13 protein-coding genes and 1 pseudogene are annotated in these 5,753 nt (G+C 39.0%); 13 read left to right on the forward strand and 1 reads right to left on the reverse strand.

Annotation, left to right across the window (positions count from 1 at the left end; translation table 11 throughout):
* Positions 1 to 509: ORF6C domain-containing protein (locus HT691_RS03450; protein ID WP_172925250.1), on the forward strand; the 509-nt coding region annotated here is incomplete at its 5' end.
* 131 nt (positions 510 to 640) lie between these two features.
* On the opposite strand, the gene HT691_RS03455 is transcribed toward HT691_RS03450, so the two are convergent.
* The gene (locus tag HT691_RS03455; RefSeq protein WP_000040988.1) at positions 641 to 865 is read right to left on the reverse strand and encodes a hypothetical protein; all 225 of its coding nucleotides are present in this window, start codon (positions 863 to 865) and stop codon (positions 641 to 643) included.
* A gap of 116 nt (positions 866 to 981) precedes the next feature.
* Between HT691_RS03455 and HT691_RS03460 the strand changes: the two genes are divergently transcribed.
* The 12 genes and pseudogenes from HT691_RS03460 to HT691_RS03505 all read left to right on the forward strand — a co-directional run bounded on the left by HT691_RS03460 (position 982) and on the right by HT691_RS03505 (position 5,710).
* Positions 982 to 1,125 carry a hypothetical protein gene (locus tag HT691_RS03460; RefSeq protein ID WP_000389586.1) on the forward strand — a complete coding sequence of 48 codons (144 nt, stop codon included), beginning with the start codon at positions 982 to 984 and terminating at the stop codon, positions 1,123 to 1,125.
* 104 nt (positions 1,126 to 1,229) lie between these two features.
* A complete protein-coding gene (locus tag HT691_RS03465; RefSeq protein ID WP_000398534.1) occupies positions 1,230 to 1,520 on the forward strand; it encodes a hypothetical protein in 291 nt (96 codons plus the stop codon).
* 11 nt (positions 1,521 to 1,531) lie between these two features.
* Complete coding sequence (locus HT691_RS03470; protein WP_001060361.1) at positions 1,532 to 2,254, forward strand: hypothetical protein; 723 nt, start codon at positions 1,532 to 1,534, stop codon at positions 2,252 to 2,254.
* A gap of 10 nt (positions 2,255 to 2,264) precedes the next feature.
* Positions 2,265 to 2,585, forward strand: a complete 321-nt coding sequence (locus HT691_RS03475) for a hypothetical protein (RefSeq protein ID WP_100127879.1) — start codon at positions 2,265 to 2,267, stop codon at positions 2,583 to 2,585.
* A gap of 15 nt (positions 2,586 to 2,600) precedes the next feature.
* Positions 2,601 to 2,897, forward strand: coding sequence for a hypothetical protein (locus HT691_RS03480; RefSeq protein ID WP_172923237.1), 297 nt, complete (start codon positions 2,601 to 2,603; stop codon positions 2,895 to 2,897).
* Positions 2,890 to 3,699, forward strand: coding sequence for a phage replisome organizer N-terminal domain-containing protein (locus HT691_RS03485; RefSeq protein ID WP_172921784.1), 810 nt, complete (start codon positions 2,890 to 2,892; stop codon positions 3,697 to 3,699). Before HT691_RS03480 ends, HT691_RS03485 begins: the two co-directional genes overlap by 8 nt.
* On the forward strand, positions 3,687 to 3,845 hold the full coding sequence (locus tag HT691_RS03490; protein WP_000511763.1) for a hypothetical protein: 159 nt from the start codon (positions 3,687 to 3,689) through the stop codon (positions 3,843 to 3,845). The genes HT691_RS03485 and HT691_RS03490 overlap by 13 nt, the downstream gene beginning before the upstream one ends.
* Positions 3,839 to 4,609 (forward strand): ATP-binding protein, encoded by a 771-nt coding sequence (locus tag HT691_RS03495; RefSeq protein WP_000228207.1) that lies wholly within the window; start codon positions 3,839 to 3,841, stop codon positions 4,607 to 4,609. The genes HT691_RS03490 and HT691_RS03495 overlap by 7 nt, the downstream gene beginning before the upstream one ends.
* A 14-nt stretch (positions 4,610 to 4,623) precedes the next feature.
* Positions 4,624 to 4,818, forward strand: coding sequence for a hypothetical protein (locus tag HT691_RS11620; protein WP_306345044.1), 195 nt, complete (start codon positions 4,624 to 4,626; stop codon positions 4,816 to 4,818).
* Positions 4,818 to 5,045, forward strand: a pseudogene (locus tag HT691_RS11250) (hypothetical protein). The gene HT691_RS11620 and the pseudogene HT691_RS11250 overlap by 1 nt, the downstream one beginning before the upstream one ends.
* A gap of 86 nt (positions 5,046 to 5,131) precedes the next feature.
* Positions 5,132 to 5,527, forward strand: coding sequence for a single-stranded DNA-binding protein (ssb, locus tag HT691_RS03500; RefSeq protein ID WP_000609557.1), 396 nt, complete (start codon positions 5,132 to 5,134; stop codon positions 5,525 to 5,527).
* A gap of 15 nt (positions 5,528 to 5,542) precedes the next feature.
* On the forward strand, positions 5,543 to 5,710 hold the full coding sequence (locus HT691_RS03505; protein WP_000233205.1) for a hypothetical protein: 168 nt from the start codon (positions 5,543 to 5,545) through the stop codon (positions 5,708 to 5,710).
* The last annotated feature ends 43 nt before the right edge of the window (positions 5,711 to 5,753 follow it).

A 5,753-nucleotide genomic window follows, 5' to 3' on the forward strand; every position in this document is an offset into this window, starting at 1 on the left:
ACGAATCTGGTCTCTACTCTCTTATCTTATCCAGCAAGTTGCCTCAAGCTAAGGAGTTCAAGCGCTGGGTGACATCAGAGGTCTTGCCAGCTATTCGTAAGCAGGGCGGATTTATTCGCGAGGATTTGGACGAGGATGCTTTTATCGCTCTCTTCACTGGCCAGAAGAAATTGCGTGAGCAACAGACGACCATGCTGGAGGATATTGACTACCTCAAGAGTGAGCAACCGATTCATCCAAGCTATGCTCAGTCGCTCCTGAAGAAGCGTAAGGCTAGGGTTGTGGCTTGCCTGGGTGGCATTGATAGCCCAGCTTATGCGGATAAGATTTTTGCTCAGTCGGTATTTAGACAAGCTGAGATTGACTTTAAAGACCACTTCAACATTAGTCGCTATGACTTGCTACCCAAGAAGCATGCGGATGCCGCTCTAGCTTACTGGATGACGTGGGAGCCAAGCACCAATACCAAGATGAAAATCATGGAACTGAACGCATTTAATCAAGCGTAGGGAGGGAAAGAAAATGAGACCAAGACGATATCCGTATAGTGGGAAAAGAAAAAAGCAATCTGATAGACAGATCGCTAAGTTAAAAAGAGATATTGATGTAAATCGTACAAATATATCATCTTTAAAATTCGTTATAGAAACTTTAAGTAACCATCAGAATTATCGATAACTTGATAACCTTGAGCAGTTGCTTCTTCGATAATTTCAGTTTTAGACATTTCAAAATCAGATAACTGAATTACTGCGCTAGGTTTATCAGTAGTCGACTCTGAAAAATTAGATAATAGAATATTATCGAGATTTTCCCAGGTTAGTTTCTTAACAACGTGGTTTGGCTTATGGCTAAGCTTACTCATTTTTTGAACCTCCTTTCTGTTAAATTTTTGACTAAAACGGGAGAGATATTAGTCAAGAGTATTATAGCAATTTAGGAGGATATTACATCAGTCTCAAGACCGATATAGGAGGTTAAATGGAAGACAAAATCATCGAACTTGCTGATTACTTCATCAGCGAATCTACAACGTACAGAGAAGCTAAAATAGCGTGTGAGAAGCTATTTAGACAAGTCAGCCATGAGATAGAACTCAGAGCGCTGGAAAGTAAAACAGTTTGACAACAACGCAAAAAAGCACCTGACGGCAATCAGGCGCATACTAAAACAATTTAAACCATTATATCACAAAAATGCTTGCCCGCATAGTTGAGAGGATGTAGAAAATGGAAGGTATAACGTTACAATTACGATTAGACGGCGAAAGTGCTGAATTGTTCACAAATCAATTATTGGCTTTTGCTGAAAAGCAGGTCAAGGAGCAATTAGAGAATGATCGCATGCCAATCAATCAACAGGCTTTGATGAAGAAGTTCGGCTTTACTCATGGCTATATTAAAAAGTTAGAACGTAAAGGATTAAGATTTCGTAAGCAAGGGAAAGATATTATGTATGATATCAATGATGTTTATGAAATTTTGGAATTAGAAAAAGAAGTACGAAAATTAAGAGCATAAGGAGAGAGAAGATGAATAATAAAAAAGCATACAAACATAAGATGAAAAAAGAGAATAGACCAGGTTTGCGAAATTTCTTTGAAAGATATGAGCACGAAGATGAAAATCTTAAAAAAATTGTACAAGATTTATCCAACGAGAAATTTAATCCACTTGACAAACCAAATGATTACAACGGTTCATTTGGTCATGATTTTATGTCGATAATGTGGGCAACTTTGCTTATTGATATTTTAAAAAATCTTAGAAAAGAAGTTTCGTCTTCTGCCAGTGATTTAGATTTAAAACTTGGATTTACTAAAGGATATCCGATGGCTAGTATTGTAAATACTCAGACAAAACCAACCAAAAAGAATGTAAAAATACTTAGCAAAATATTTGATAGAATGCATATTCTGTTTCCTGAAGAAACAAAACGAGCAAGAGAAAGAGAAAGCTTAGATAAATACATTGATGTGAATGAAATTTTACAGAGAACATTGTTACTTCATGGATTTAATGAATCCGCTAACGCTCTCAAAAATTATGAGAACGAAATCGATTCAGAACTAGAATCCGATGAACAAACAGAGACTGATAATAGAATTATGTCTAACATCTACGAACTAGTTATAAGTGATACCATTATTCAGTTTAACGAAGATGACACAGTGCTTAGTGTATTGAAGAAAATAAAAGAACAGACAAATTTGAAGTTTGAAGTTTTTGAAACACTGAAAGAAAAAGTTATTTAGGAGATTAAAAATGTTTGAACCACCGATTTTAGACCAGTTGATGGGTGTTGGAGCTTTGCTGATTGGTTTTGCAGGGGCTTATCGTCATATCAAATTGCAAGAGGAGCGTAAGGAAAAAGAAAGACGAGAAGAGCAAGAATTTGCGTCTATGATTATCCAAGGCTACAACCATGCATACGAACGTGGTAGAGAGGCACAGCGTCAAGAAATTCGCAAGAATATTCGTAGAGAGTTCAAGGGTTTCACCTACGACAACGAACCGCCTGTAGGATTGCGCCCTGAGCCGTTAGCTTTGCCAGAACCTAAACAGTCTGCAATCAGACTTTTGTAATGATGAGGTCAGGAAATGGAAGAATTGATTGAATCGCTGGATAACCTGATTATGATTGTTAAAGAACTGGAAGGAAGGGAATCAACTTCAAGACATTTTATTACGACATGGGAAAACGATTATAAAAATCTATTACTAGTCAAAGAATACCTAACAGACTATAAAAAACTAGCTAAGGACTATCGTGATGTGGAGCTTAAAAATAAGCTGCTAAAGATTGAAAAAATGGAGCTGGAAGGCATGTACATCTATGAGGATATGCGAATGAAGTATCGCGCTAACCGTAGGAAGTGGGGTGCTAGGTATGTCTGAAATTAAGTGGATAAAAATCACAACCGATATTTTTGACGATGAAAAGATTTGCCTGATTGATGCCTTGCCTGATCCTGATGCCATCTTAGTGATATGGTTCAAGATTTTGACACTTGCTGGAAAACATAACAGTAATGGTTTGTTGATGATGACTGATAAGGTTCACTATACAGATGAAATGTTAGCTACTATTTTTCGTAGACCATTGAATACAGTAAGAATGGCTATTGGAGTTTTTGAACAGTTTGGGATGATTGAGATTATCGATGGTATTATTAGCTTGCCAAATTGGGAAAAACATCAAAACGTTGACGGAATGGAGAAAATAAAGGAACAGACACGCAACCGTGTAGCCAAATACCGTAAAAAACAGAAAAATCTTGCTCTTGGTAACGTTACAGGTAACGTTACAGTAACGGACGGTAACGCACTAGAAGAAGATAAAGATAAGAATAAGAATAGATTAGATAAAGATAAGAATAAGAAAAGAATAACTACTACTACTAGTAGTGGTGGTCAAGAAAATATCTTAGAACTTTTTCAATCTGAATTTCGTAGGCTCTTATCTGGATTTGAGATTGAAGAAATTAACCATCTCCTAAATGAGAATGATGTGAATTTGGTAAAGGAAGCACTGAAGACTGCTATTAACTCAGGAAAGCCGAACATCAAATATATTGGTGGGATTTTAAGAAATTGGCAGATGAACAATGTTACCACTGTTGAGCAGGTTCGTCAATCAGAGAAAAAGAATAAGGATAAGAAAGAAGAACAGGAGGCCAAGGACGAATGGGGATACTAGAACTAATTGAACAATTCGAGATTGACTATTATCCGTTAAGCTACGAGAAGAAAACTCTTTTAGCAGACCAACCAATTCATCAAGTGGTTGCATGCTTGTCTGAAATGGCTAGCTGGCATGAATGTGGAGGTCGTCTGTCATGGTAGACAATGTGTTTGAGGAGATTGCCTTATCTTATCACAGGAATACAGAACAACAAGATGAGTTTTGCGAAAAGCATAACATTCCTTTGATAAAGATATTGCGGACTGAGAGTGTTGTATGCCGCATGTGTGAATCTGAGCGGATCCATGAGGAGAATCAAGCAAGAGTGAATGAACTGGCCGACGCTGAGAATGAGCGAGAGAGGAAATACTATCTTGAGAAGTTTTCTCTTTATGATGAGGTTTTGAAAAATGCGACTTTGGACAACTTTGAGACACCCACTGAAAAAGAAGCAGAAAAGCTAGCTTTTGCAAAAAGGATTTGTCGTGAGTGGTCTGAGGGGGCTAGGAACAATATCGTGTTACAAGGAGAAGCTGGAACTGGTAAGAGCCATTTGGCCTTTGCGATGGTTAAGGCTCTATCTGAGTACACGAAAGAGATTGCGATTTTTATCAATGTGACGGACTTGTTGATGAAGATTAAAGCTGATTTTAGTCAGGAAGAGTTTCTGGTCAATAAAATTGCCAGTGCCAAGTTTTTGGTCTTGGATGATTTGGGCATGGAAAAGGATAGTGAGTGGTCGTTTACTATTCTCTACAATATCCTGAATAAGCGTTCAAATACAATTATTACCACCAATTTGACTTCTGCTGATATTCAGAAAAGATATGGCAGACCCTTTATGTCCAGACTGATGAAGGGTGTAGATAAAGACCATTTGATGGTTTTCAATGACTTGACAAACAAGCGGAAGCACTATTTTTAGAATGGAGGTAGCTGATGTTTATTTTAAGACATGGAACAAGAGAGGATAAGCCCTTTCTGAGATCCGTGGTTATCGGAGTGACCGGCTTGGACATTTCATATTCTGAGGAGAAGAAAGCCTTGCGGTTTGTTTCTCGGGGGGCAGCCCTACAGGTAGGAAAGGCATTGAGGGGTTCCTTTGGGAACTTTTACCCTGTTGAGGTGGAGTGATGTTAGAGCTTTACTTCGTCTACAACGGGCACTGCAAGTTTTACCTTGGGATGTTTGACAATGTCGATGATCTCATTGAGCAAATGGAAGATCATCAGTGGGCTTTCTAGGCTATCACTCAGCCAAGGTTTCAGAAGCACATTGGTCAGCGGACGACACGGTTTGACTATGGTGCGAAGGATTGTTACTATTTAGCAACTTTTTCAGGAGGAGAAGAAAATGATTGAATTTATTAAAGAATTTGGCATGGCTATTCTATGGCTATTTCTCGGCTACTTAATCGGAGAACGTGCAGCAAGAAAGGACAAGAAAGATGATCAATAATGTTACGTTAGTGGGGCGCTTGACGAAAGACCCTGAATTGAAATATACACCGTCAAATGTGGCAGTCGCTACGTTTACTCTTGCAGTCAATCGGAACTTCAAGGGAGCCAACGGCGAGCGAGAGGCGGACTTCATCAACTGTATGATGTGGCGTAAGCAGGCGGAGCTATTCGCAGAATGGTGCAAGAAGGGCAATCTGGTCGGTGTGACGGGTCGCATCCAGACAAGGAACTATGAGAATCAGGAGGGGCGCAGGGTCTATCTGACTGAGGTGGTCGCAGATGGTTTTGAGCGACTTGAAAAGCGTGATGATACTGCTAACCGTTCGAATATTGAGGAACAGATGCCAGGATACGCCCTTGAGGAAGATGATTTTCCGTTTTAGTGGGAGGTAAGAAATATGGTTGGAGTAACCTATCAGGAAATTCATCTCTTTGTTGAGTTTTTGAAAAAGCAGTATGGGCAAGGGCGTCCAGACTATATTGAAGCCCTGAACGACTTAGACGGTATGGCGGAAGTCTCCTATAGAGAAGCTATTGAAAGATTTTTAGACGATGAATTACGATAAACAGGTAGTAATCGAAGGACTGACACGTACAATTGAGCAAAAT

The sequence above is a fragment of the Streptococcus sp. 477 genome (assembly GCF_013277295.1).
GTDB classification, from domain to species: Bacteria; Bacillota; Bacilli; order Lactobacillales; family Streptococcaceae; genus Streptococcus; species Streptococcus pseudopneumoniae.

Coding starts and splice junctions, on each gene's coding strand:
- HT691_RS03470 (WP_001060361.1), top strand. CDS start 1,532: ATGAATAATAAAAAAGCATACAAACATAAGATGAAAAAAGAGAATAGA.
- HT691_RS03460 (WP_000389586.1), top strand. CDS start 982: ATGGAAGACAAAATCATCGAACTTGCTGATTACTTCATCAGCGAATCT.
- HT691_RS03495 (WP_000228207.1), top strand. CDS start 3,839: ATGGTAGACAATGTGTTTGAGGAGATTGCCTTATCTTATCACAGGAAT.
- HT691_RS11620 (WP_306345044.1), top strand. CDS start 4,624: ATGTTTATTTTAAGACATGGAACAAGAGAGGATAAGCCCTTTCTGAGA.
- HT691_RS03465 (WP_000398534.1), top strand. CDS start 1,230: ATGGAAGGTATAACGTTACAATTACGATTAGACGGCGAAAGTGCTGAA.
- HT691_RS03505 (WP_000233205.1), top strand. CDS start 5,543: ATGGTTGGAGTAACCTATCAGGAAATTCATCTCTTTGTTGAGTTTTTG.
- HT691_RS03485 (WP_172921784.1), top strand. CDS start 2,890: ATGTCTGAAATTAAGTGGATAAAAATCACAACCGATATTTTTGACGAT.
- HT691_RS03475 (WP_100127879.1), top strand. CDS start 2,265: ATGTTTGAACCACCGATTTTAGACCAGTTGATGGGTGTTGGAGCTTTG.
- HT691_RS03455 (WP_000040988.1), bottom strand. CDS start 865: ATGAGTAAGCTTAGCCATAAGCCAAACCACGTTGTTAAGAAACTAACC.
- ssb (WP_000609557.1), top strand. CDS start 5,132: ATGATCAATAATGTTACGTTAGTGGGGCGCTTGACGAAAGACCCTGAA.
- HT691_RS03480 (WP_172923237.1), top strand. CDS start 2,601: ATGGAAGAATTGATTGAATCGCTGGATAACCTGATTATGATTGTTAAA.
- HT691_RS03490 (WP_000511763.1), top strand. CDS start 3,687: ATGGGGATACTAGAACTAATTGAACAATTCGAGATTGACTATTATCCG.